At 38.6% G+C, this 23,362-nt stretch carries 25 protein-coding genes; 14 read left to right on the top strand and 11 right to left on the bottom strand.

Annotated features, from left to right (window positions below; translation table 11 throughout):
- Positions 1 to 71: 71 nt before the first annotated feature.
- The 3 genes from CLV96_RS07750 to CLV96_RS07760 are packed head-to-tail and all read left to right on the top strand — an operon-like array spanning position 72 to position 2,406.
- On the top strand, positions 72 to 752 hold the full coding sequence (locus CLV96_RS07750; protein ID WP_004787460.1) for a biliverdin-producing heme oxygenase: 681 nt from the start codon (positions 72 to 74) through the stop codon (positions 750 to 752).
- Positions 753 to 755: 3 nt separating this feature from the next.
- A complete protein-coding gene (locus tag CLV96_RS07755) occupies positions 756 to 2,009 on the top strand; it encodes an MFS transporter (RefSeq protein ID WP_004784871.1) in 1,254 nt (417 codons plus the stop codon).
- Positions 2,010 to 2,043: 34 nt separating this feature from the next.
- On the top strand, positions 2,044 to 2,406 hold the full coding sequence (locus tag CLV96_RS07760; RefSeq protein ID WP_004787631.1) for an LIC13410 family lipoprotein: 363 nt from the start codon (positions 2,044 to 2,046) through the stop codon (positions 2,404 to 2,406).
- A 2-nt stretch (positions 2,407 to 2,408) separates the two neighbouring features.
- Here the strand turns inward: CLV96_RS07760 and CLV96_RS07765 are convergent, their stop codons facing one another.
- A complete protein-coding gene (locus CLV96_RS07765; protein WP_004786865.1) occupies positions 2,409 to 3,173 on the bottom strand; it encodes an LIC13411 family adhesin in 765 nt (254 codons plus the stop codon).
- Between the two features lie 63 nt (positions 3,174 to 3,236).
- On the opposite strand from CLV96_RS07765, the gene CLV96_RS07770 reads away from it, so the two are divergent.
- The 4 genes from CLV96_RS07770 to CLV96_RS07785 all read left to right on the top strand — a co-directional run bounded on the left by CLV96_RS07770 (position 3,237) and on the right by CLV96_RS07785 (position 7,652).
- The gene (locus CLV96_RS07770; protein ID WP_004787682.1) at positions 3,237 to 4,229 is read left to right on the top strand and encodes a helix-turn-helix transcriptional regulator; all 993 of its coding nucleotides are present in this window, start codon (positions 3,237 to 3,239) and stop codon (positions 4,227 to 4,229) included.
- Positions 4,222 to 5,727 carry a DUF2779 domain-containing protein gene (locus tag CLV96_RS07775; RefSeq protein WP_004786285.1) on the top strand — a complete coding sequence of 502 codons (1,506 nt, stop codon included), beginning with the start codon at positions 4,222 to 4,224 and terminating at the stop codon, positions 5,725 to 5,727. The genes CLV96_RS07770 and CLV96_RS07775 overlap by 8 nt, the downstream gene beginning before the upstream one ends.
- A complete protein-coding gene (locus tag CLV96_RS07780) occupies positions 5,727 to 6,773 on the top strand; it encodes an alpha/beta hydrolase (RefSeq protein ID WP_004785341.1) in 1,047 nt (348 codons plus the stop codon). The genes CLV96_RS07775 and CLV96_RS07780 overlap by 1 nt, the downstream gene beginning before the upstream one ends.
- A 69-nt stretch (positions 6,774 to 6,842) precedes the next feature.
- Positions 6,843 to 7,652, top strand: coding sequence for an LIC13212 family protein (locus CLV96_RS07785; protein ID WP_004784382.1), 810 nt, complete (start codon positions 6,843 to 6,845; stop codon positions 7,650 to 7,652).
- Positions 7,653 to 7,678: 26 nt separating this feature from the next.
- Here the strand turns inward: CLV96_RS07785 and CLV96_RS07790 are convergent, their stop codons facing one another.
- Together CLV96_RS07790 and CLV96_RS07795 are read right to left on the bottom strand one after the other, a co-directional pair.
- Positions 7,679 to 7,906: a hypothetical protein gene (locus CLV96_RS07790; RefSeq protein WP_004787397.1), complete on the bottom strand. Its 228-nt coding sequence runs from the start codon at positions 7,904 to 7,906 to the stop codon at positions 7,679 to 7,681.
- On the bottom strand, positions 7,903 to 9,258 hold the full coding sequence (locus CLV96_RS07795) for an MFS transporter (protein ID WP_208325387.1): 1,356 nt from the start codon (positions 9,256 to 9,258) through the stop codon (positions 7,903 to 7,905). Before CLV96_RS07795 ends, CLV96_RS07790 begins: the two co-directional genes overlap by 4 nt.
- A 108-nt stretch (positions 9,259 to 9,366) precedes the next feature.
- Here CLV96_RS07795 and CLV96_RS07800 point away from each other — a divergent pair, with 108 nt between their 5' ends.
- The 4 genes from CLV96_RS07800 (at position 9,367) to lpxD (ending at position 11,868) form a co-directional block, all read left to right on the top strand.
- Positions 9,367 to 9,564 carry a (2Fe-2S)-binding protein gene (locus tag CLV96_RS07800; protein WP_265370187.1) on the top strand — a complete coding sequence of 66 codons (198 nt, stop codon included), beginning with the start codon at positions 9,367 to 9,369 and terminating at the stop codon, positions 9,562 to 9,564.
- Positions 9,561 to 10,202 (top strand): RibD family protein, encoded by a 642-nt coding sequence (locus CLV96_RS07805; protein ID WP_004786406.1) that lies wholly within the window; start codon positions 9,561 to 9,563, stop codon positions 10,200 to 10,202. The genes CLV96_RS07800 and CLV96_RS07805 overlap by 4 nt, the downstream gene beginning before the upstream one ends.
- 81 nt (positions 10,203 to 10,283) lie before the next feature.
- Positions 10,284 to 10,718, top strand: coding sequence for a DoxX family protein (locus CLV96_RS07810; RefSeq protein ID WP_004785233.1), 435 nt, complete (start codon positions 10,284 to 10,286; stop codon positions 10,716 to 10,718).
- Between the two features lie 91 nt (positions 10,719 to 10,809).
- Positions 10,810 to 11,868: a UDP-3-O-(3-hydroxymyristoyl)glucosamine N-acyltransferase gene (lpxD, locus tag CLV96_RS07815; RefSeq protein ID WP_004786031.1), complete on the top strand. Its 1,059-nt coding sequence runs from the start codon at positions 10,810 to 10,812 to the stop codon at positions 11,866 to 11,868.
- A 125-nt stretch (positions 11,869 to 11,993) separates the two neighbouring features.
- Here lpxD and CLV96_RS07820 read toward each other — a convergent pair whose 3' ends face one another.
- From CLV96_RS07820 to mazG, 3 genes are read right to left on the bottom strand one after another with little or no spacing between them, the layout of a single operon-like run.
- Complete coding sequence (locus tag CLV96_RS07820; protein ID WP_243836436.1) at positions 11,994 to 12,455, bottom strand: hypothetical protein; 462 nt, start codon at positions 12,453 to 12,455, stop codon at positions 11,994 to 11,996.
- 14 nt (positions 12,456 to 12,469) lie between these two features.
- A complete protein-coding gene (locus CLV96_RS07825; protein ID WP_004787529.1) occupies positions 12,470 to 12,925 on the bottom strand; it encodes an LIC_13241 domain-containing protein in 456 nt (151 codons plus the stop codon).
- Between the two features lie 10 nt (positions 12,926 to 12,935).
- Positions 12,936 to 13,841: a nucleoside triphosphate pyrophosphohydrolase gene (gene mazG, locus CLV96_RS07830; protein ID WP_004784122.1), complete on the bottom strand. Its 906-nt coding sequence runs from the start codon at positions 13,839 to 13,841 to the stop codon at positions 12,936 to 12,938.
- Positions 13,842 to 13,924: 83 nt separating this feature from the next.
- Between mazG and CLV96_RS07835 the strand changes: the two genes are divergently transcribed.
- Complete coding sequence (locus tag CLV96_RS07835) at positions 13,925 to 14,437, top strand: DUF6580 family putative transport protein (RefSeq protein ID WP_004785591.1); 513 nt, start codon at positions 13,925 to 13,927, stop codon at positions 14,435 to 14,437.
- 16 nt (positions 14,438 to 14,453) lie between these two features.
- Here CLV96_RS07835 and CLV96_RS07840 read toward each other — a convergent pair whose 3' ends face one another.
- The 4 genes from CLV96_RS07840 to CLV96_RS07855 are packed head-to-tail and all read right to left on the bottom strand — an operon-like array spanning position 14,454 to position 19,384.
- Positions 14,454 to 15,404: an alpha-L-glutamate ligase-like protein gene (locus tag CLV96_RS07840; protein WP_004785997.1), complete on the bottom strand. Its 951-nt coding sequence runs from the start codon at positions 15,402 to 15,404 to the stop codon at positions 14,454 to 14,456.
- The gene (locus CLV96_RS07845) at positions 15,401 to 16,987 is read right to left on the bottom strand and encodes a 7TM domain-containing protein (RefSeq protein WP_004787231.1); all 1,587 of its coding nucleotides are present in this window, start codon (positions 16,985 to 16,987) and stop codon (positions 15,401 to 15,403) included. The genes CLV96_RS07840 and CLV96_RS07845 overlap by 4 nt, the downstream gene beginning before the upstream one ends.
- A 1-nt stretch (position 16,988) precedes the next feature.
- Positions 16,989 to 17,579 (bottom strand): ATP-dependent zinc protease family protein, encoded by a 591-nt coding sequence (locus CLV96_RS07850; RefSeq protein ID WP_004785363.1) that lies wholly within the window; start codon positions 17,577 to 17,579, stop codon positions 16,989 to 16,991.
- A complete protein-coding gene (locus tag CLV96_RS07855; protein WP_035982933.1) occupies positions 17,576 to 19,384 on the bottom strand; it encodes a chloride channel protein in 1,809 nt (602 codons plus the stop codon). Before CLV96_RS07855 ends, CLV96_RS07850 begins: the two co-directional genes overlap by 4 nt.
- 88 nt (positions 19,385 to 19,472) lie before the next feature.
- Between CLV96_RS07855 and CLV96_RS07860 the strand changes: the two genes are divergently transcribed.
- Complete coding sequence (locus CLV96_RS07860) at positions 19,473 to 20,180, top strand: LIC10920 family plasminogen-binding lipoprotein (RefSeq protein WP_004787746.1); 708 nt, start codon at positions 19,473 to 19,475, stop codon at positions 20,178 to 20,180.
- Positions 20,181 to 20,205: 25 nt separating this feature from the next.
- The gene (locus tag CLV96_RS07865; RefSeq protein ID WP_004787660.1) at positions 20,206 to 22,410 is read left to right on the top strand and encodes an ATP-binding protein; all 2,205 of its coding nucleotides are present in this window, start codon (positions 20,206 to 20,208) and stop codon (positions 22,408 to 22,410) included.
- Here CLV96_RS07865 and CLV96_RS07870 read toward each other — a convergent pair.
- Positions 22,407 to 23,360 (bottom strand): polyprenyl synthetase family protein, encoded by a 954-nt coding sequence (locus CLV96_RS07870; RefSeq protein ID WP_004785116.1) that lies wholly within the window; start codon positions 23,358 to 23,360, stop codon positions 22,407 to 22,409. The genes CLV96_RS07865 and CLV96_RS07870 overlap by 4 nt on opposite strands.
- Positions 23,361 to 23,362: the final 2 nt, after the last annotated feature.

The raw sequence follows: 23,362 nt of genomic DNA on the forward strand, positions 1-23,362 counted from the left end.
GACAGTACTCGCAATTGTCAGGGTAGTGTCATATATGAGATTCATTCTCACATAGACAACTAGGAGCCATTATGTCCATAGCAATGATGTTACGAGAAGGTACTGCCGATAAACACCAAGAAACCGAAAAGGTTCCTTACATTCGGGCCATTTTTAGAGGCGGACTCGACGCCCAAACTTATACCTACCAACTGGAAAGCCTCCACGCTGTTTATGCAGTGATGGAAGACCTCTACCGTCAAAACAAAGATAACCCTATCTTAGCAAAACTTTACTTCCCTGCTCTCTTTCGGGAGAAATCTTTGAAAGAAGATATCGTTAGTTTCCAAAAAAAGTTCGGGACCAAACTTCGAGGTTCCATCTCCAAAGCCACACAAAACTACATTGATCACATCAAAAATACGGCAAAAACCAAACCAGAACTTCTTGTCGCACAGGCTTACGTCCGTTACTTGGGAGATCTTTCAGGAGGCCAGTCCATTAAAAAAGTAGTGGCAAAAACGTTTGAACTAGAAGGAAATGAAGGAACTGCTTTTTATGAATTTCCTGAAATCGAAGACCTCATGGCATTCAAAGGAATCTATCGTCAAAATTTGGATACTCTCCCATTGAACGATACACAAAAAGCCGAACTATTAGCAGAAGCAAATGCCACTTTTGATTTGAATAAGTTTTTGTTTATTGAACTCGACTCCGATCTAAAAGAAAATATCGGAATGGATCGTTACCAAACTCTTCTACCAGCAGGTTAATTTTTGGGATTCCCGTATACACTCGTAACTTTAGTTTTTTTGTCTATGTTACCGGTCACAATGATTGTGCCGGTAGTAAAGGATGTTGTAAAGGATCGGTTGCTCGGATCCAATTGGGAAGTTGCGTATTTTACAAGTATTCCCATGCTTGGTTCCTTTCTTTTTGCACCGGTTGCGGGAATCATTTCAGATCGTTTCAAAAACAGAAAGTATTTCATTAGTTTTTTCTGTTTTTTAGACGCTGGACTTTTTTATTTACTCACCATCGTCACAGACATGGGACTCTTTCTGTTTTTAAGATTTCTTGAGGGTGCCGCTCATATTTTTATCATTGGGCTTCTTCTTAGTTCTGCTGCAGATCGTGAGAATGACCCAGAGAACAAACGTTACTACGGCAAAGGAATTCTTATGGGCATCACGGGAATGTTTTTATCCCTTGGTGGTGCGTTTGGAATGCCTCTTGGAATTCTCGGCAGAAAAAATCCCCTTTTGCCATTTTACGTCGGTTCGGGAATCCTAATTTTTGTGGGATTAATGAGTCTACTCATGTTAAAGGACAGAGGGATTCATAAAGCAAAAGATTTCAAACTCAGTGACTTAAAAGTTGCCATTTTCGAAAATCCATTTTTGTTTGTTCCGTTTTTATTCAACTTCATTGATCGTTTTACTGTTGGTTTTATTATTTCTTCCTTCAATATCCACCTACGGGAAACGCTTGCCTTCCATCCCGGAATGCTCGGTGTATTTTTAGGACTCGTTCTTTTTCCAATGAGTTTACTTTCCTATCCATCTGCCCTACTTTCTCGCAAAACAGGCGTTTTGCCACTTGTACTTGTCGGATCGACGATTTATGGAATTTTTCTAGGACTTTCAGGAACCACCAATGAATATTGGTATCTTTTTACCTTTTTACTGATCTGCGGGATTGGAGCTGGCGTGATGTTTGTACCTTCCATGATGCTTGCAAGCAAAATGTCAAAACCAGGACTTACTGCCACTACCATGTCTGCCTTTACTGGAGTGGGATCTCTTGGATTTATGTTAGGACCTATTGTTTCTGTACAAATGCAATTGGTCTTTGAATCAATTTTACCTCCTGCCTATAGTTTTTCTGCTCTTTCTTTCTTTTTTGGATTTTTGGAGATTGGACTTGTGTTTTTAACCATTCCATTTTTCAAAAAGATTTTGGGAAAAATGAACCGAATCGATGAAGAAAGAGAAAAGATATCACTTGCCAACCCAGATCCTATCCTGTAGAATCTTTCCTTAGTCCATCTTAAGGTAAGGGTTTATGATCAAAAAACTTTTGATACTCAGCACACTCGCTTCAGTTTTGTTTTTGGTTTCTTGTACATCGGGAAACAAAGTCCAGGCGGGAAGTAGTAAAGTTCATCCACACACAGCACTTCGCAAATTAGAAATCGATATGATCAAAGTGGGGGATGGTTTGGTAAAAACAGAAGCTGTTCTTGGCAAATCGACCGAAAAATCAATCGATCCTAATGGAACAGTCATGGTATGGTACTTTGCAGAAGACCGTGATGTTCCAGAACAATACTACACTTTAAAAGAAAAACCAGATACAGTAGAAAAGTTTTTAAAGCTCACATTTGATGCTAAAAACAAAATTACTGCAAAAGATTTTAAACTATAGAATCATTCCTCCGATGGAGAATCTGTTTCTGCTTCGGTTGGAGCCGGGAAAGGAAAACCAGGGAAACTTGGTTTGACTTTTCCTTCCACATCGTCATCTAACAAATCAATGGTAGTAAATCCTAATAAAAAATCAAAAGCTTCCGCAACATTAAAACCTAACCTAGCCCCACCATAAACACCAGCTGTGACCTCGACATTCCAAGAATATCCGGGAGGGTAACCAAACGGTTTTAAATCTTCTTCCGGAAGATACACTAAAAATTCCTTTTGGCCAGTAGCAGCAACAATGTCCTTTGTTAACTCTCGACGGAAGTGTTCCTTTTTTCTTTTTTTTCGATCTTTAACAGGGTCATAAATATAAGAGTAATATCGCATTTTATAACTTTTTAAGTTGGCACGTTCGTCACTCGTCAAGGGGATTCCTTTTTTATCCACAAGCCAATTCCCTTTGGCATCCAAAAGAGGCAATCCAGAATGAAAACTTTCACCACCTAATATACCAAAGACGAGCTGTTGCGAATGGTAAGTGCCAAATTGCCCGCCCCGAAGCCCCAGACCACGACCCAAATCTTTTTTTCCCATTTCAGATTCTCCACCTTGGAAAACAAATCCAATGGGCAAAGGTCCTACTTTCACTGCAGCTCCATACATTGGTGTTTCAGCACCAACGGTTACAATGTCCTGGAAATCATTTTTACGATTTTTCCAATATGTGGCACATTGTAGAAAAAAAGAGAGGCTAATGAGGAGTCCGATGATTCGCATTCTTTTCCAGTTTTTTTCATTTTCTACTTTTCGGAATCAAAAAAACAAACAATTTGGAAAGATATGGCTTCTTTTGAAGACTTTCCAATGATCGAAGTGAAAAAAATGAATGAGACTGAAGTTCGTCTCTTCGCTTTGCTCTTCAATCTACTCCGCGAACCCAAAGGAATCAGTTTCCAAAAATTTCGTAACATCATGCCTCGGTTCTACAAAAACGAGGATATCGAATCAGATCGTAAAAAACTTTACAGAGACTTAAACCAACTAAAAACTCTTGGGTTCAATATCAAAGTTGCTCAATTTGGTTACCAATCTGAAGACTATTTTCCTTATTATTTAGAAAAAGAATCCATTGATCGCACACTAAAGTTCACCAAAGAAGAGTTAGAGTCTCTTTCTAGGGTTTTGTTTGCAACAGATCCTAGCCCAGAAGGAATCAGCCTTTCTCAAAAGTTATTCTCCCACCATCTGGATCTCATTCCTAAATTTGCAAAACAACCAAAAGAAAATTTAGAAACGAATGATATTCCTGACTCATCTCATACAGAAAAAATCCTACAAGCAATCAAAGACAAAAGAGCACTCACTATCCAATACGGTTATGAGGAAAAAGAAAGAACTATCGAACCTTATCGACTCGTTCGAAAAAATACAACCGACTTCTACTTACTTGCTTATGATCGTGGAAAAAAGTCCTTACGAAGATTCATTCTTCCCAAAATTACAGTCAAAAAGGAATCTAAAGAAGAATTCCAATCCAATCTTAAAATTACAAAGGAAGATTTAAACTTTCATCCTTTATTACTTTCAAAACACCCAGAAATAGAAATTTCCATTCAAGTCCATCCCGAGTATGATGATCGTTGGAAGTTATTTTTAGAAGGGGCAAATTTTGAGAAAATAGAGAACGAATACCGGGTTAAGACCACAAACCAAAACGCTTTGTTCCAATTTTTTATCCTTTCTCCTGAAGCTCTTGTTGCTACTTCAGAAAATTGGAAAAAAAACTTCCAATCTTATACTAAACATTGGGAAGATTTGTATCAGTTTGTTTGATCAAAAGCTGACTCCCATCACTAAATCTCAGTATTTACAATACTTAAGATGCAACAATGCTTTCCATCTTGTAAAGGATGGAATTGTTCCGAAACCTTCCACGGCATCTTACGGCGGTTATTTGGAATGGGGCGACTTTCTTAAACTTTGTAGAGACCAGTTTGGCAATTCAACCATTATCGATAAAACACTAGAGAAAGAAGAAAGTTTCCAAAAAACCGAACAACTGATTCTGGAAAAAAAATCTATTTTCCATGCTCACCTTCGATTTAAGGAATTTGTATCCACAGTTGAATATTTAGAATACGACAATGAACGAGATGGATGGATTCTTTGGGATTTCCGCCCCATTGGTTCGATCAAACAAGACATTATGCGGTCTTTGTATTTCCACAAACAAGTGGCCGAGGGAATGTCTTTAAACATTTTGGGATACAAACTCATTCGTATCCAAACCAAATATATTTACCCAGGTGGTCCCATCCAACCAGAAGACTATTTACTCATAGAAGACATAACTCCGCGGATGGAATCAGAGTTGGGAACGAGAGCAGAAGAATGGAAGCAGTTTCAGGAAGAACTGGAACGAACAAACGAACAAACCATTCGGTATTCGTTTTTAGATTCCAAACCCAGTTGCCGATCACTCAAAACATGTTTGTCTCCAGCCCATTGTGCAAAAGGAAAAGAAAATGCAAAAGAAATCTTTGATTTTCGCGACAGCTCCGAATTAGCAAAACAATGGTTTGCTTTAGGGTACAATTCGTACGAATCTGTTCCTGATTCTGAACTTTCTCCCATCCAAAAAATACAAAAACAAGCTCATATCACGGGAAATACATATTTTGATCGAAATTCGTTCGAAACATACTTATCTAATGTGACAAAATCTGTTGCTTTTTTAGATTTTGAATCAATCAACCCTTATATCCCACTGTATCCACATACTAGACCCTTCCAACATGTGCCCTATCTATATTCCTTACATATTTGGGATAGAGAAAACGATACATTAATCCATAAAACCTATTTACACGAAGATTTAGAATCAGATCCCCGCGTTCCTGTGATGACCCAATTACAAAAAGACTTACCTCCCGGGATCACCATCTTCTCGTTTAACGATTTCTTTGAAAAACTCATCATTCAGGAGTCCGCAGAAGCCTTTCCAGAGTTTTTAGAATTCTGGGAAAGAGTCAAATCGATGTTTATCGACCTTGCAATGCCCTTCAAAAAACTCTGGATCTACCATCCAGGCCAAAATGGAAAAGCATCTCTAAAGGAAATACTGCCTTGTTTTAGTATGGAAAGTCACGGAGGCCTTTCCATACGAGAGGGGCAAGATGCGAATTACCAATATTTGAGATTGATAAAAAAGCAGGTGACAGCCGAAGAAAAAAAACGTGTTCTGGAGGATTTGATAGCTTATTGCAAACTTGATAGTTATGGTTTGTTTTTAATCTATAGAATGTTACAAGAAAGATTATCGGTTATTTAATGTTAGGTATCAAAAAATCAGTCGCACAACTTGTCTTTTCGTTACCAGAACATTGGATTTCCACTTTGGTTCGAAAGACAGGCCAACCAGAAACCAACCAATTGGATCCACATTGTGCTTTAGCATGTAACATTGCGAAGTTCCTACCCAAAATGGAACAAATGAGTCCAGAAAAAGCACGTAGACACTACCGCGATCAAATGCGGATCTTTGATGAGCCAGAATTTCCCATCGCTCATATCGAAGACAAACTCATTCCTACTCCTAGTGCCTCTTTCATTCCCATCCGAGTCTACAACGCAAACCCACAAAAAAGGAATCTTCCCACCATACTCTTCTTTCATGGTGGCGGACTCACCATCGGAAATTTAGAAACACATGATAATTTTTGCCGAAGAATGTCTCATTATACAAAAAGTATTGTGATTGCCGTTGATTATCGTTTAGCACCAGAACACCCATACCCTGCTGCTCATGATGACGTATGGCTTGCCTATCAATATGTTCGCAATACTGTTTATCTGTTTGGAGGATCACCAAACGCAATTGCCGTTTGTGGAGATAGTGCGGGAGCACTTCTTGCCACTTCTCTTTGCCTTCGTGCCAAAAAAGACAAAATCCCTGTTCCTGTTTTCCAAGCACTCTTGTACCCAATGCTTGATACAACAAAAGAATCCGAAACCTATGAGCTCTTCGGTGAAGGGTATGTCCTCACAAGGTCTCTGATGAGATGGTTCATCCAGAACTACCTTCCGAATCCTAAAGATCGACTTTTGCACAATAATTCCCCAGTTTTGGCCGACCCAAAAGAATTAAAAGGCCTTCCACCTACTTACATTGGAGTTGCGGGTTACGACCCTCTCCGGGAGGAAGGGGAAACTTACGCCAAACACCTCCAAATGGCAGGAGTGAAGGTGGAAGAAAGGCTTTTTCCTTCCCTTGTCCACGGATACATCCAATTGACAGGGCTCATTCCCAAAGCCAAGGAAGCGGAACAGGACCTTTTCCAGTCCTTAGTGCGATTTTTTTCTGCAAGAAAAATCTGATCCGGTTCATTCAAGAATCGACAAGGTAGGATTCGATACTATAAAAGACAGAATATCCTGAGGTACGTCATGATTCTACGATTCTCCATTGCTCTCGCTTTCTTACTTGGGATTTCGGCCCTTTCTGCTGAAAAACCAGCTTCTGCTACCTTAAAGGAACGTGAGACCCAAAAACAAATTGATCTCCAAAGAAAAAACGGGTTTGGGGATAACGAAATTGATACTCTCCATGCAAGTATCATCGGGAACTTAAAAAAGATGAAAAAACTCCAAGAGTTAGGTGTGGATAAAACAGCAGCCCAGTATTTGGCGCAAACACCCGAAGAACACAAAGAACTTTATAAAAAAGACAAAGATGGAAAACCATATCTGGAAATCAAACTTCCGCAAGGGCAGTCTTACATTGATTATCCGACAGTTTTTTTATATGATGGGATTGCTTACATCTACCCTAAAGAAGATTTCAGCGATTTGGACAAAATTATTTTAACATTTCGCCGTGTGAATGCAGATGGAACCATCCATGTAAAAGAAATGCGACGCCTCGTAAATCCATCCCCAAGATCAGAAAGTCCAGAGAAAGATGAAAAGGGAGAGGCAAAGTTAGATACAAACTCAGACATTCGTTTGGAATACTACAGATCTCTTACATCCGATACCATTTGGCCAAATGATCCGGTACAACCTGCTGAACCGGACATTGCTATGGTTTTAAATGATGAAAAAGATCCACTTCCTTATGACAAACAAAAACATATCATGAGATCTTATAAAAAGATGTTACGAAAAATTTCCAAACAAACGGCATTCAAACTCAGAAACATTGAGTTGGATCAAAAACAAATGATTACTAAAATTTTGGATTACAATACGAATTAAAAAATTTAAAACAACAAACCTAAATTTCAGGTTTGTTGTTTTTCTCTTCGACTGATGAGGAGCTGAGAAATGGTTTGCTCCTCTGTCACATACTTCCTCTTTAAATACGACAGGGCATTGTTAATAAAACGAGGCACCTTCTTTTCTGCATCCAAAAGATCCATCTTAGTTAGCATTAGTTCGTCGATGGTTGCCAAAGCCAAATTTCTTTGACTCTGGTGTAATTCGAAATCGTCCTCGTCTTCTATAATCATGTTTTTTCTTGGAAACGATTTGCCGCTTCCACTCCTCTTTCTTCATTCACAAATAAGTTAATGAGTAGTGATAGAAAATAAAAGAAAGCTACCACAAGGAAAGCATTGCGAAGGGTTACGAGTGTTTGGATATATCCAAAAAGAAAAAGTCCCGCTGCTGCAGCAATTTTTCCAGAAAGTCCCCACATTCCAAAAAATTCCCCTGATTTGGATTCAGGACTAAAGATACCAACGAGGGCTCTTGAAGCCGATTGGGTGGAACCAAGCCCCATTCCAGCCAAGGAAGAAATAAAAACAAAAACCCACTGGACAGTCCAAGTTTTGCCAAGACTAACATTCGCAAAATTTGTAAGATCATGTACAAAATAGATTAAACCACAAGTCACAAGCCAGAGAACAAGCGTTAGATTAAAAGTTTTTTTAGCACCAATACTATCTTGGATGACGCCAAAAGCGAGTGCACCCACTGCCGCAAAGATTTGGATAAAAATAAACATAGCCTGTTTGTGTTCTGCTTCGATATGGATTTCTTGTGATCCATAAATAAAAGCAAAAGAAATGACAATCGCAAGAGCCGCCATCGTAAAGAATAAGGAAACCAAATATACCATTAAATCTTTGAAGTGGCTTGCGTCTTTTAAGGTTTGGACCACACGATCCTTCCCAATCTTAAAATAATTTACATGATGAGAAACACCCAAAGGTAAATGTGGTTCTTTTAAGAAAAGGAAAGTGGGAATCGCTGCAATCAAAAAGAAAATTGCAGTATACGGACCAACTAACTTCAAGTTTTGGAAATTGTCTAAGGTGTAGTCTCCAAGTGTTGTGGCAAGAGCAACTGATCCAATTCCACCGAAATAACCAATTCCCCAAGCATAACCTGAGATTTTACCTAAGTCTTCCTTTGATCCAAGGAAGGGTAAAAAGCTAGAGGCAAAGTTTTCTCCAGAGGCAAAGAAAAAGTTAGAAAAGGCAACAAGCACCATTCCGAGCCATACCATCCCCGGTTCCACATAATAGAGTAAAAAAGTAGCTCCCACACAACCTAGGTAACTAAGGAAAAGAAATAATTTTTTCTTAGAACTGTAGTCCGTGATGGCACCGAAGATGGGTCCTGTAGCTACCACAAATAAATACGAGGCAGCAAGTGCCCAAGCCCAAAGGGAATTTCCCATTCGGTACGGATTGTCCGATCCCATGTCGGCGGGGACGACGAGTCTTGTGAAAATCTCACAGTATACAACACTGATGATGACTGTGGTGTAGGAGGAGTTCGCAAAATCGAACATACACCATCCAAAAATTTCGCGGTTTTTTTTCTTTTTGGCTTCCGGGTTTTTGTCTTGGGACATAGAGGGTGTTAGAATTTTCCTTGGTTGAAAGTAATTAAAGAGTTTCCCTCCCTTTCCTAAATCTGTCAAATGAATAGTTCAATGGATCCGTTCGATTTAAATTCCCTTATGAGGCCCAAACGGGTCTGCTTATGCCGGATGGTGACAGAAGATGAATTAGTCCGTGCCATCCATGCGGGTGCCGTGACCATGGAACAAATCAGAGAAACCACAAGGGCCTCTACCGGCTGCGGAACCTGCTCCATGCAGGTGTACCACATCCTCCAGCGCGAATTGCAGAATCTCTCACGGAGGAAAATTTCATGAAATTATCGATCAATATGGCCATGACCTTGGACGGAAAGGTCGTTCGACCAGATGGCCGTTGGTATGGCCTCACATCCAGTGAAGACAAAACGCAAATGGATGTCTATCGTTCCCAGTCCGATGCTATCCTTGTAGGAAAAAACTCGATCCTGAACGACAATCCCATCGTGAAAATCCGTGCGATTCCCAATGCTTTGAACCCAAGACCAGTCATTTTGGTCCGCAAAGGGACACTCCCTCCAGACAAACATGTCTTTGAAGAATCAGATCATATCCCTTTAATCATTTGTACCAAATCCAACCTAAAAGAAATCAAAACAAGCCTTGAGAACAAAGCCGAAATCTTCGCCCTAGATTCTGATGACATTGAACCCAAAAAAGTCACAGGAATCCTCAAACGCAAAGGGTATAAAAACGTCCTCTTGGAAGGTGGGCCCAAACTCAATTTTTCCTTTTTGGAAGCTGACCTTGTGGATCGGATTTATCTGACCATTGTGCCATTTGTGATTGGAAAAACAGGACTTCCCGGAATCGCAGACCGCAACTCCGAACTCCCCGGATTTGACCAGAACCGTTGGACCCTAAAAGACCATTTTGCCAAAGGAAACGAAATCTTTCTCGTATATGAAAAACCGTAAAATTTTTTAAAAATAGGATTGACGGGTTCCATCAGCATCAAATAGTTTGATATTAAACTATTTAGCAATAAGAGGTTCTCTATGTTTTATAAACTACTCGCAACAAACAAAGACATTACACTCACTATCCTCCGCGTCACACTCGGTCTGGTGATCCTTCCCCACGGAGCTCAAAAAGTTCTAGGGGCATTCGGTGGATACGGATTCGAAGGAACAATGGGTTTCTTTACAGGAACACTGGGCATTCCTTACTTCTTTGCTCTTCTTGCCATCATCGCTGAATTTTTTGGTGCGATTGGTCTTATCGTAGGGCTTTTCACAAGAGTGGCAGCTTTTGGAATTTTTGCAACTATGCTTGTAGCGGCAGTGCTTGTTCATTTACCAAACGGATTCTTTGCTGATAAAGGTGGATACGAATACCAACTTTTAACTTTTGGTTTGGCAATTCCTCTGATCATTAAAGGTGCTGGTTCGTTTTCATTGGATGATATCATCGCTCATAAAATCGAAGGATAATAGAAAAATCGTGACTAAGACTATCTAATAGTGTTAGCCAAACTTTGACCTCTCTGATTCCTTGTCTTAAACCATCGATAAGGAATCGGAGATGAACCAACTCACTCTATCTGCTCTCCAGTCATTACTTCCAGAAGCAAAGTTTCAAAATACAGAAAGTATTCTTTCACTTTCTTTTACAGGACTTACTTCTCTTTCATTAGCCACTACAAACGATATTTCATTTGTAGCTTCCAAAACATTTGTCAATGATGCCAAAACTTCCAAAGCTCCCGTACTCATTGTATCTTCTGATATCGTTGATTCCCTTTCAGATAAAGCGTTGATCATAGTTCCTAAAGTGGAACTCGCAACTGCAAAAATCATTCGGCACTTCTTTCCAGAAAAACAACCTTCAGGAAAACACAGCAAACAAGTTGCCATCGACCCGACTGCAAAAATTGGATCCAATACCGATATCGGACATTTTGTAACCATTGGCAAAAACTCGATCATTGGAAACGACTGTATTATTGAAGATGGAGTCAAAATTGGAGACAACGTCCATATTGGTGATGGAGCAAGAATTGGAAAAAACTGCGTGTTCTTTGATGATACCATCATCGGAAAACGTTTTATTGTATTTGGAAATTCCAGTTTTGGTGGTGATGGATTTGGATTTGTTTTTGCTGATGGCAAACACAACAAAATCCCACAAGTGGGCCGTGTTGTCATTGGTGACGATGTGGAAGTAGGAAGTAACTGCACCATCGACCGAGGGGCTCTTACAGATACAACCATTGGGAATGGATGTAAATTTGATAATATGGTTCACATTGCCCATAACTGTAAAGTGGGAGATCATGTCATCATTGCTGGACAGTCTGGTCTTGCAGGGAGTGTGACACTTGGAAACCATGTGATCATTGGCGGGGCTTGCGCGATTAGCGACCATTTAACACTTGTAGATGGAACCATCATTGCTGGTGGATCCAGTCTACGTACATCGCCAAAAACAAAAGATGTGTATGTGGGTTGGGACTTAGGACTCACCTTCCCTGAATTTCAAAAGTATCGTGTGAATATCAAAAACATTGTGAACTTGAACAAATGGCTCAAACGCATAGAAAACATCGAAAAAAAAGTAGGAATTGAAACTAAAGAATCTTAAATCGAATCCTGATTTCAATCACATCTTACGAAAGTAGGCTGTGATTGAATAAAAAAACGCTGCCAATATTTCTACCAACACCGCAAACAAAACCAATCAATTTAAATTCAACTAAGTCAGTACCGTCAATTGGTTGGCAAAGATCCTTTGTAAAATTTCACTTTACCGTAAACTGTTTTAGAACTATTCTCCTCTATTAATTTGTATGAATAACCATCAGAAAAAGTTTCGGTTATGAATAATTTGCTCCGTTTATTTATGCGTTTTTCTCTGTATTCATCTGAAAATATGTCACTAGTGATTTCAACTGCGATTCCCTGGGCGATGCAAGGAGAAACCCATATAATAGATGATTTTATATATGAATGAGGATACACTCTGTAAATAATTTCGTATGATCCATTCCTTTCAATAATCACTTCACCAAAGCTACTAGTATATACAAATTTACCTAGGTGAAATTTTTCACAATCGCTTTTAGCATTTGATGAATATGTGGCCTTAGGATTTAAGATAACTATGAAAGTGATAAACAAAATTACTTTATTGAAATTTAACTTGTTCAAACTATTGATTTGTCTATACATACTTCCTATCTCATTCAAGAAATCGAATCCACATACAATTGAATCCGATTTTGGATTTCCATCAAAATGGATGGATCGGGAAAAGGAACCGGATTTCCTTCTGGATCAGTCCAATGGCATACATTTCCCTCTAATTTTCGTAAACTCAAATAAAAAATAGGTGCAGGGTTTCTTCGTTTCCCTTCCTCATCACCTAACCTAAGTGTTACGGAACCCATGTCCGAAACCACCCACTCAAACCTTTGCCCTTTTTGTTCCATAATCCAACGGATGGGAAATTCGATGGTTTCACCTATTTCCAACTGGTTTATGTCTTTAGAATTTTTCTTTTTTGAGGACTCAGAGTTTATCACACCTTGGTTTAGGTTCTCTTGTTTTTCTATTTCTGGATATTCTACAAGTAACCAACGATACACACGAAGGGACTCTTCTTTTAAAAAAGGTAAGTCATTTAAATCAAGAGGGTTCATATTTTTTTATTTACCGATTCTGATTTTGGTCAGATAGATTTGTGACATCACCGTCAGATTTTTTATGATTTGAAACTTTATCTTTCAGTTGCAACTTTGATTGGTTCCAAAACAAATCAAGTTCCTCGAGGGAATGATCTTTCAAAGTTTTTCCCGTTTGTGATACCAAATCTTCTACGATACGAAACCTGGTTTCGAATTTTTCATTGGCCCGACGAAGGCAGGTTTCTGGGTCAATGGATAGTTTACGAGATAAGTTCACTAATAAAAAGAAAAGGTCACCTAACTCATCTTCGACACGTTCATCATAAGGTAATTTTTTAGAACTAAGAGACCCTTTGGTTTGGAGTTCCACATCCAGTTCTTTTATTTCTTCTTGGAACTTTTCAAACACCCCTGAAACTGTAGGCCAATCAAATCCTTGTTTGGTGACTTTGCTTTGGATTTTTTCAGAACGCTGGATGGCAGGGAGAGCCTTTGGAATCCCCGCAAGGATACTTTTATCGGAATCAATATTTCCCTTTTTCTCTTTTTCTTTTTGTTTGAGTTTGTCCCATTGTGCGAGAACTTGATCTCCTGAATGGATTCCTTCCGTATTCCCATACACATGAGGATGACGAAATACTAATTTTTGAAATACGTCATTGGCAACGTCTTGGAATCCGAAGGCTCCCCTTTCCTTGGCTAATTGGCTATGAAAGGTAATCTGAAAAAGGAGGTCTCCCAACTCTTCTTTTAAGTGGCTATCGTCACCTCTTTCAATCGTATCCACCACTTCGTAGGTTTCTTCAAGTAAATGGGGAATGACGGAAAGATGCGTCTGTTCTTTGTCCCAGGGACAACCTTCGGGACTGCGTAAATCTGCTGTAAGAGCCAGTAGATTTTCAAAGGGTGAATCGAAATTAGGAGGGTTCACTGATTGTATTTTTCCGAAACCTCACGGGAAGCAAACGGAAATTTTATCTTGCGAAAGCCCCCCCCCTTTACGAGTCTATCCCTATGTTCCAATCTCGTGTCTCCGTTGCCATCCTTATGGTGATCGCTACTGTCATCAGCCGTATCCTACCTCACCCACCGAATTTTACGCCCATTTTGGCCGTTTCTTTGTTTTCGGGTGCTTATTTGACAGACAGACGACTTGCTCTTTTTGTTCCTATCTTAGCGATGTTCGTTTCCGATTATTTCATCGGGTTTCATGACCTAATGCCTGTGGTTTACGGATTTATGATCCTTGCGGTCCTCTTTGGAAAACAAATTGGTTCTTCTCTTACAAAATCCTTCGGGTTCACTGTGGTTGGATCGGTTGTTTTCTTTGTTCTTACCAACTTGGCAGTTTGGGCAACGAGTGGCATGTATACTTTAGATGCTTCTGGACTTGCGACTTGTTTTACACTGGCTATCCCTTTTTTCCAAAACTCAATGGCTGGTGATTTAGTGTATTCTGGAATCCTATTTGGATCGATGGCTTTTCTCAATCGCACTGTATTTGTTGCAGCAAAACAAAACGCTTAGATCAACGTTTTTCTTTTTACAATTCTTGCAGCATTCGGTGGACTCGAGTCTTAGGGCCATCCGCCGAATTCCGAACCTTCTCCACCAAACTCAATCGATCTCGCAGTCCCATCCGGTTCGCTATCTGAATTCCAAGACCTGGTCTTGCGTTCATTTCCAAGAGGAGTGGGCCACGTAATTCATCGAGCACAATATCCACACCCAAATATCCTAAACCGGACATATCGTAACAACGTGAGGCCATTTCTAAAATAGTTTCCCAATGAGGGATCACCCTTCCAGTTAATGTTTGTTTTGTGTCTGGATGTAAATGAATGATTTTATCATTACATACCGAATGCGTGAGTGTTCCTGTTTTTAGGTTTACACCTACACCCAAAGCCCCTTGGTGGAGATTAGCCCTTCCACCTGACTCTTTCGTTGGCAAACGCAACATCGCCATCACAGGGTAACCTAAAAATACAATCACACGAATGTCTGGTATTCCGCGAAAGGAAATCTCACGAAAGAACGAATGGCATTCCAACCTCTCTTGTAACACGCAAGAATCTGAATTTCCATCCAAAGAATAAAGTCCGGACAAAATTCCTGATATATGATGGTGAAGTTCTTTTTCTGAGATTTTTTTCCCATCTACTTTGTGATAAAGACTAGAACCATTGGGAGTTTCTGATTCACCAGTAATCACGAGGATTCCGTTCCCCATACCACCGTTAGCTGGTTTAACGACAAATCCAGGCCTTCCCTGAATGAGTTCCTGAATGCCTCGAATCCCACCAAAAGCATCCACCAATCCATAATGATGAGGCATAGGAACATGGAACTGTCTTGCCAGTTCCGCCGTTTTCCATTTATCATCCACTAAAGGATAATATTCTCTTGGATTGTAGGGTAAAATGTATTCGCCAATCCTGCGATTAATTCCAAGGATTCCCTCTTCTTCAAATTTTTTGAAAATAGAGATCACGATTTAAATATTTCCTTAAATCGAAAAAGCTCTGAAACTCGATAACCTTTGTATTGACCCAAAAGGATTTGAATCGCAATGACAATAAACAACAATTCGGGATGTGTAAAAAAGAGAATTTGTAAAGAACCAAAAAAGAAAATCATATAACTGATGAGTGCGATGAGTAAAGTTCCCGCTAAAGTCACAAAGGTATGCAAAACCCCTTCTTCAATGATCATAATAGAAAATCGTTCCACAAATATTGTGGTAATGACAATCGGAAACAAAGTGACACTCATTTGGTTAAAAAAAGAAATCTCTTCATTAAGAACCGAAAACAAAATTAAGGTAATGACGGTGATTGTGAGTAGAATCGAAAGTCTTGGGACAGCCAGTAAATAGTATTTATCCAAAGCATACCTTTCAAAAAACCCAAGCCCAATGATCAAAAGAAAAAAACAAATCCCAAAGAGGAGATTTGTTTCATAAAAAAACATCGCAAGTAAGATCGGAGTAAAAATTCCAAAAGTGGGAATTCCAATCATATTTCTTGCCACTGACAAAACCAAAGCTCCAATGGGAATCAAAATCACAAGCCTGAACAAGTTCTGCAATGGTGTAGGCAAACTATACAATGAATAATAACGTAAAAAACGATTACTCGAAGCAATTTCATCACTATATTCTTTAAAATTATATCGATTAACATTTGATTTTGTGATATAAGCCGTATAACGAAAGGTAGCTGGATCTTCACCAAGAGACCTTCTTTCTTCAACAGATTTCCAGAGTGGTAGATACCCATTGACAGTGCTGGCAAAAATATTTTTGTAGGTTGATACAAAATACCACTTTCCATGAATTCGAATTTCGTTCCAAAAACTAAGTTTTGTTTTGTTATCCTTTGTGTTCTGTTTGGACAAATCAAAACCAGCTACTGTCCTTGCTTGGATACCACGTATTCTACAAAGTAGGGAAAATAGAATCGCCTGAGTATAAGCACTTCCATTGTGCAAACGAATTGTATCCGAAAGAGAAATATCTTTGGTTGTATTCAAAACTTCTTCTGAAATAAAATAAAAAATCTGTTTAGCAGCAGCAACGTTGTCTTTGTCGTAAGGATGAATCTGTTCAAAGAGTTTTTTTGCTAACTGCATCTCTTCTGGGGAAAAATTTTTGAGAGAAAGGTAATATGGTTCCTTTGCACTTTGTTTTCCTGTTGGCTGAGGAATTTCTGGTTCAGGATGAGAATGTGTGTAAGGTAAAATTTTTATTTTTGCATAATAACCAATCGGCGAATTCCAATCTTCTCCTTCCCAAATGCCCAAATGACCATACTGTCTTTTTTGCATTCTAAAATCTAAATCCTCTATTTTCATATTGGATTTTAAGACTTTAGATTGAATGAATTGTTTTGGGACAGGAAAGTTCACTTCAGAAACGGCAACATTTTCTTTTGGAAGAATTACTACTTGCAAATTGACTGTGTCATCAACTTCCATTGGTAAAAGCGAAAGATCGGCAACCTTTAGTTTATAAAGAATCGATACAATGGGTAAAATGATCAGTATCGATACAGTAATTAAAGTTTTGCGATCCAAATTAATCTCCTAATGCGTGAGACAAAGATACATCAACTAAAAACTTACCCATTAAATAATTTCGACCTATGAGAATGGGATAATTCAAATTAGTTCTATCGTTCAAATTGATGATGACTTCTTCTTTAATTTTTCCCATCTTCATAACTTCACGAATCATAATCCGTTTTTCAGAAACTCCGGAAGTACTGGAAACTTTTGCTTCTTTTACAAATCGACTTTTTAACTTAACTGGTTTTTCATCCACAAATGTTTCAAAAACAACAAACTCTTCACCATTCTCAGTGAGCCTTTCAATATTGACAGCATGGATGGAACAGGATTTAGCACCTGTATCAATTCTTGCCCGAAGTTTAAGTTTCCAATTGGGGAATTCAACCCATTCCACCCGACCAATGATGGGTTTTAAATATTGAGGTGGGATGACAATTGGTTTGATATGAGAATCTGGTTTTTTCTCAATGATTTGTTTAGATCCAAAACAATTAAAGAAAAGTGAGATTGATCCAAGTAAAAGGATAAATAAAAAGCGAGAATGCATTGAATCAATAAAACTGAATTGAAATTTCATAAAATGACTGGAAAAACTCATACTGACTTACGCTGCTTATTTTTCACTTCATTTTGGTACGCATTAAATAAATCAATATAACGCAAATAACCCAAACATTTACCATCTTCAACAATTGCAAGTTTGTCGACATCATATTCTAAGAGAATACGTAATGCTTTTCCTAAAGTATCGTTTGTGCAAACAGAAGGGACATCTTGCACAATTTCTCCGCAAGTAATCAAGTTTTTTAAATCGGCTTCAAATTCTGGAAGGATTCTATTTTTCCGAAGGGACACGATCCCTTTGTATTCTTCCCCGGCCCCAATTAGAATGAAATCACTTGCCTGGATTCCTGGCGCATTGGACTGTAATTCAGTCAAAGAAAGATGTTCTGAAACCATAGCATATTTTCTAAATTCAGAAAAATGATCCGTGATACGAATCCGATCCATAATGTCCTGATTCATATCCCAATGATGTGAAGGAGACAAAAATCTATTTTTGATTTGGTTTCTATAAATAGAAAATTTATGAGAGAGTACAACCGCAATGACAGAAACAATCATGAGTGGTGGTAAAAGTTCATAACTTCCGATCATATCACAAACCATTACCATTCCTGCAATGGGAGCCCTTGCCACTCCGGCAAAAAAAGATCCCATACCCACTAAAAGAAAAGGAAAAATAACAATACCTAATTCTGGAAATACAACTTGAGCCATGGAACCAACAAAAGCACCTAACATACCACCGATGGCGAAAGAAGGACCGAGTAACCCACCTGAACTTCCAGAACCAACAGTCAGTGATGTAGAAAACACTTTAAATAAAGCTACTGCCAAAAGGAAAAAAGGACCAGAAAAAGCAAAACTCGTAGATTCTAGCACTTCTCCATTGATCATTCTTTGGATGAGTCCAAACCCAGAACCCAAAACTTCTGGAAACAATAAAGCAATACAACCAACAATCAGACCACCAAACGCTGGTTTCAAGAAGTTGGGTAGTGGAAGTTTGGAAAAGATATCCTGAACAAAATGATATACTTTGACAAAAAAATACCCAACCACATAACATAGAAGCCCAAGTAAAACATACAGCGGAATGTGTCTGTAATCGTTGAGACTATACTCTTGTACAGAAAATATTGAACCGCTCCCTGCGATGCTTGTATACGTTAAATAAGCGGTTACAGAAGATAAAATACAAGGAACAAGAGAATCACTTTCGATATCTTCTTGGTAAACCATCTCTACAGCAGTGATGGCTCCTCCAAGTGGTGCGCGAAAAATGGCTCCAAGTCCACCCGCCGTTCCCGCTAACATCAAAGTCCTTCGGGCTCTGGCTCCGGCCCCTAAGAACCCCGCCAAACTAGAACCAAACCCTGCCCCAATTTGTGCTGTTGGCCCTTCCTTTCCTCCCGACCCACCAGAACCTAACGTAAGTATAGTGGCTATCGCTTTATAAAATGGAACTTTGGTTTGGATTTTTCCTTCATTAAAATGAAATGCATAAATAAGAGAATCAGTCCCCCCACCTTGGGCTTCTGAACAAAAAAAGCTTGTGATGATGCCAACAAGAAGGCCACCAATGGCAGGTAAAAAAACAACCCAAAGAGGAGAAATTGGACCCACGTCTCCGATGGAATGGAAATGTAAATCGCCGGCTGGAATCCCTGGATCATAACCCATCAAATTGCCGAAAGTAAATGACTCCGTCCAAGTCAGTGCCCAGTTGAATCCATAAGCACCAAATCCAGAAAGCAGTCCGATGAGAAGCGAATAGACATAAATCGATCGCGGTCCCTGGATAGAAAACACGCCCTTTAGACCGAAATTTGACCCCATAGGGCAAGATTGCAAATTCGCCTAAATTTCCCAAGGAAATTCTGAATCCTCTTGACCAGGGAATGAATTCCTGTGACGATTGGATGGTATGTTTCGATCGATTGTTACCCTTTTGGTTCTTTCCTCCGTTTTTGCGGCTTGTGGTCTTAAAAACGAAAACAAAGCGGAATTGTCAATGCTCGCCGATGGAGAACCTGGCCTCTACTTTTTGGGGGAAGTGGATAGTGATATCACTACCAGTTGTGGACAAGCCACTCCAGCTACTACTACTACGACAACAGGAACGGGAACTACGACAGGTTCCACCGGGTCTACATCAACAACAAATAACACCCGCTTTACGGTAATTTCTCAGTTGATTTTCAAAACAAAAGAAACACTTAACTTACGTTTTACTTACGATAGCACTCAGATCCAAGGTAAGATCGACCCGCAACAAGGTTTTGTTCTTGCCGGTGGAGCCTTTGGAAAAACGGTCCAAGGAACACAAGGGACAGTGGAATGGTTCAACCAAGGGATCAACATTGACACCGCTTTGCAAAGTGCCCAACAGATTTCTTTCTTTAACTTAGAACTCACACTCAATGGAACTTATAGCAGCACTGCTACATCTTCGAATGTCCTTCTTTCTTGTAATACGTTGGATAGCGTGAATTGTACTTCAGGAACATCCACAACACAATGTTTTACTTCAGATAACAAAACTTGTTTAGTGCAAAACACAAGTACAGATGCAAAGGCCGTGATCATTCGCGGTACCATCAAATGTAATGCACCAAATATAGTTCCGCAATAATTCAAAAATAAACAGACTTTAACGATTGTATCGATTTCTTTTTTGCCTTTGTTTCCTTCCACTCACAGTTTGGGCGGAGGGAAATCCAGGGCTTTGGCATTTAGGAACCAACCCACAGACAAAACAATCCGAACTTTCTCCCGAAGACTATCACCATCACTTTTATTTCGGTTTTACGAAAGAAGATCACTATTACCAAATCCAAATTGAAGAGAATACTCCGCAGTATTTTCATTTTGAAAATGGAATGATCTCCGAACTAGATGTCTGGTTCTCTCGAGAAGGTCAGTTGGTTTCAGAATTACAAACGGGGTTGCTACGAAAAAAAAATCCAGATGTCCTATTTACTGGCGGATTTGTATTACCGGCAAAAGAAAAAGGAACTTATCTGTTTCGAGTCCATTCTGACGATCCCCATCGAATCAATTTTCGAATTCGAAGTGATTCCAACTTATTACAATATACCAAATCAATTTCCTTATGGCAGGGCTTTCATTTAGGGCTTTGTATTTTAGTTTGTCTTTTATCTGCGACACAATTTGTGTTGTTAAGAGAAAAAGTATATTTGTTACTTACGTTTGCTACACTTTCTATTCTTTTTACCAACACATTAAGATCCGGACTTTTATATGAATATGGTGTCAGCAACTATGAATGGTTTTATCGCTACATACCAGGCCTCATTTCACTTACGCCATTTGGGCTCGTCATTTTTTTAAGAGAGTTTTTGCAAACTAAAGAAAAATATCCAAATGCGGATAAATATTTTGTGTCCTATGCCATCTTTATGTTGGCTTCAATGTTGATTGTTTTTATAGACTTACAATATTATTTCCGATTCATTTATTCAAATAGCCTAATGTTAACCTCCTTAACCTTTGGCTATGCAATCTATAGTTTAATCAAAAAGAAAGAAAACGCAAATGTATTGTTTTACGCATTTTTTGTTAGACAAGTAAGCACAAGTCTCCTTATTTTTACAAACTTAGGTCTACTACCTTCTTATCCCTTTTTAAGTTCTGCCAATGAAATTGGAGCAGCACTCCAAATGACGATCTTTACCATCGCAATTTCAAAGTTCCAAATTCAAACTCGCATAAAAAAAGAAGAAACCGTAACCAAAGAAAATGCAGAACTTGAAACAATCGTATGGGAACGCACCAAAGAAATTCAAAAACAAAAAGAAGAACTCGAGAAGGCCTTACTACAAATCAGCCATGCAGAGAGTAAACTTGTCTTTTCTGAGAAAATGTCTGAATTGGGAAAACTTGTCGCCGGGGTTGCTCATGAAATCAACAACCCTTTAAGTGCAATCAAGGCATCCATCGAAACTTTGATAGAATCAAAAAACAATGAAATTAAAAATTTAGGTACAAAAGAAAATATCTATTCATCGCTCACACCAGAAGAAATTAAAACAATGAAACAACTGTTGAGTTTCCAATCCGATTTTGGACTAGTTGCAAGTTATACGGAAAGAAAAGACAAAAAAGCAAACCTTAAACAAACATTCAAAGACAATGGTTTGGAATTTGAAGATGCAACACTAGAAAGATTTTTAGATGTAGGCATAACAAAGTTATACGATGAAGAAATAAATTTACTAAAAACTGGAGAAGAAAAACTCTCCAATCTTCTTTTGGAAGAAAAAAACTTTAAACTCCATTTATCAATTATTCAAATTGCAGTTGATCGATCTTCCAAAATCATTTTAGCGCTCAAAAACTTTTCTCGAGTCACAAAAACCGAGGAAAGAAGGATCTTTACCTTATTAGATAACATAGAAACAGTGATTACAATTTACCAATACAGAATGCGTGGCAAGGTTTCTCTAAAAAAAACTTTTATCACTGATGCAACCATTCTTGGTTGGCCAGAAGATTTAATTCGAGTATGGACTAATTTAATTTTAAATGGATTAGAAGCCATGGATCAAAAAGGAAACCTAATGATCACTACCGAACAAAAGGGAAACAAGGTGGAAGTAAAGGTAATTGATAATGGCCCGGGGATTCCACTGGAGATTCAAAACAAAATTTTTGATCCATTCTTTACTACGAAAAATCATGGTGAAGGAACGGGAATGGGACTTGGAATCACAAAGTCAATTGTTGAGAAACATAAAGGAAATATTTATATTGAATCAGAACCAGGAAGAACTTGTTTTTCAGTTTTATTGCCAGTCATTGAATTCATTGATCCTAACGAACCATTTGTAGAGGAAACTTAAGTAAGTCGATCCAACTGCTCTACAAATAACTGACGTTCAGCACTAGCAGGAAATTGGTTTAAAAAACCAAGTAGGTATTTTTTTTCTGCACCCAATTCTTTATGAAGTTTTTCGGAAACCTTTTTTGATTCCATGAGATCAAGAATATAGGTTTCATCAGTAACAGATCTTTCTTCTTTTTTAAATACAGATTCCAACTTTTTCTTTTCTAAAAAACTTAAATTTTCTCTCAGAACAAGAACCGGATAAGTATATAGTCCATTTTTAAAATCTTTTAAAAATTCCTTACCACTCGCACTAGATTCAACAAAATAATCCAAACAATCATCTTTCTTTTGGAAAAGTTTTCCTAACCTAACACCGAAATCACGAATAAGTGCCCTTTCCTTTTTGGATTTATTTGCAAGGATGGCTGCGGATTCAGTGCATACGCCAAAAAGCGAAGCAGTTTTTCCATATATAATGGAATCATAAACTTTCAGATTTATTTTGGGATTTTTTTCCCATTCCATTTGCAAAAGTTCACTTACAGAAAGATCTTTCAAAACTTGCGAAAAAATTTCCATTAGTTCAGGATTCCCGAGCGAATTCAGTCGGCTAATTCCACAAGCTAACAGATAGTCACCGGCAAGAATTGCGGTTTTATTTCCAAACAAGGTGCCTATGGTTGGTTTCCCACGCCGGATAGGGGCATTGTCTACAACATCATCATGAAGTAAACTAGCTGCGTGAATGAGTTCGGCCACACTACCAACATCAAGCCAACTTGTATCTTTAACATTTAGAAATTGGCAGAAAAGATAATGCGAAAAAGGTCGAATTCGTTTTCCACCAGACGAAATAACATGTTTTTTGATTTTTTTAAGAACTGGAATATCTTCTTTGATGATTCCATCTAAATTTTTATCAAACTTAGCTAAAACAGATTGGATACTAAGATTTGACTTCATTT

The organism is Leptospira meyeri (genome assembly GCF_004368965.1).
GTDB classification, from domain to species: Bacteria; Spirochaetota; Leptospiria; order Leptospirales; family Leptospiraceae; genus Leptospira_A; species Leptospira_A meyeri.

Bases quoted from the DNA above. Each gene is read 5' to 3' on its own strand.
- CLV96_RS07760 (WP_004787631.1), top strand. From the start codon at position 2,044: ATGATCAAAAAACTTTTGATACTCAGCACACTCGCTTCAGTTTTGTTT.
- CLV96_RS07800 (WP_265370187.1), top strand. From the start codon at position 9,367: ATGAGGCCCAAACGGGTCTGCTTATGCCGGATGGTGACAGAAGATGAA.
- CLV96_RS07820 (WP_243836436.1), bottom strand. From the start codon at position 12,455: ATGTATAGACAAATCAATAGTTTGAACAAGTTAAATTTCAATAAAGTA.
- CLV96_RS07770 (WP_004787682.1), top strand. From the start codon at position 3,237: ATGGCTTCTTTTGAAGACTTTCCAATGATCGAAGTGAAAAAAATGAAT.
- CLV96_RS07795 (WP_208325387.1), bottom strand. From the start codon at position 9,258: ATGTCCCAAGACAAAAACCCGGAAGCCAAAAAGAAAAAAAACCGCGAA.
- CLV96_RS07855 (WP_035982933.1), bottom strand. From the start codon at position 19,384: ATGGGGTCAAATTTCGGTCTAAAGGGCGTGTTTTCTATCCAGGGACCG.
- CLV96_RS07870 (WP_004785116.1), bottom strand. From the start codon at position 23,360: ATGAAGTCAAATCTTAGTATCCAATCTGTTTTAGCTAAGTTTGATAAA.
- CLV96_RS07785 (WP_004784382.1), top strand. From the start codon at position 6,843: ATGATTCTACGATTCTCCATTGCTCTCGCTTTCTTACTTGGGATTTCG.
- CLV96_RS07790 (WP_004787397.1), bottom strand. From the start codon at position 7,906: ATGATTATAGAAGACGAGGACGATTTCGAATTACACCAGAGTCAAAGA.
- CLV96_RS07750 (WP_004787460.1), top strand. From the start codon at position 72: ATGTCCATAGCAATGATGTTACGAGAAGGTACTGCCGATAAACACCAA.
- CLV96_RS07810 (WP_004785233.1), top strand. From the start codon at position 10,284: ATGTTTTATAAACTACTCGCAACAAACAAAGACATTACACTCACTATC.
- CLV96_RS07825 (WP_004787529.1), bottom strand. From the start codon at position 12,925: ATGAACCCTCTTGATTTAAATGACTTACCTTTTTTAAAAGAAGAGTCC.
- lpxD (WP_004786031.1), top strand. From the start codon at position 10,810: ATGAACCAACTCACTCTATCTGCTCTCCAGTCATTACTTCCAGAAGCA.
- CLV96_RS07780 (WP_004785341.1), top strand. From the start codon at position 5,727: ATGTTAGGTATCAAAAAATCAGTCGCACAACTTGTCTTTTCGTTACCA.
- CLV96_RS07805 (WP_004786406.1), top strand. From the start codon at position 9,561: ATGAAATTATCGATCAATATGGCCATGACCTTGGACGGAAAGGTCGTT.
- CLV96_RS07835 (WP_004785591.1), top strand. From the start codon at position 13,925: ATGTTCCAATCTCGTGTCTCCGTTGCCATCCTTATGGTGATCGCTACT.
- CLV96_RS07860 (WP_004787746.1), top strand. From the start codon at position 19,473: ATGTTTCGATCGATTGTTACCCTTTTGGTTCTTTCCTCCGTTTTTGCG.
- CLV96_RS07850 (WP_004785363.1), bottom strand. From the start codon at position 17,579: ATGAGTTTTTCCAGTCATTTTATGAAATTTCAATTCAGTTTTATTGAT.
- CLV96_RS07765 (WP_004786865.1), bottom strand. From the start codon at position 3,173: ATGCGAATCATCGGACTCCTCATTAGCCTCTCTTTTTTTCTACAATGT.